Here is a 350-nt window from a genome sequence, read left to right on the forward strand (position 1 = left end):
CATATTAGAAGTATTCAATAATCTAAAAAACCAAAAGAGGTATGAAGAAGCATTATCCATTTATGAAGATAACGAATTTCATTTTTTACTTTATTTTCAGTTCAGAAAGTTTCTGTTCAATGTAAACATCGTTTTTCATCTTCATCATAAGCAGCCCCAAACGAATGGAGAAAATCAACAAAGGACGACCTGTTTGTACGGCAGGTTCCAGAATAGGAAGCATATCCTTTAAGTTGGAAATTTTCTTATCGTAGATAAGGATGCCCCAATCCAATGTTTCCATGTAGTGTGTATTCATATAGTATGGTTTGTTTTAAGAGTTTATACGCCCATTAATTCTTTGGCTACGG

At 33.4% G+C, this 350-nt stretch carries 1 protein-coding gene; it reads right to left on the minus strand.

Annotated features, from left to right (window positions below; translation table 11 throughout):
- Positions 1–85: 85 nt before the first annotated feature.
- A complete protein-coding gene (locus tag D0T50_RS13460) occupies positions 86–298 on the minus strand; it encodes a hypothetical protein (RefSeq protein WP_163224040.1) in 213 nt (70 codons plus the stop codon).
- Positions 299–350: the final 52 nt, after the last annotated feature.

It is taken from the genome of Bacteroides sp. 214 (genome assembly GCF_010501015.1).
Lineage (GTDB): Bacteria > Bacteroidota > Bacteroidia > Bacteroidales > Bacteroidaceae > Bacteroides.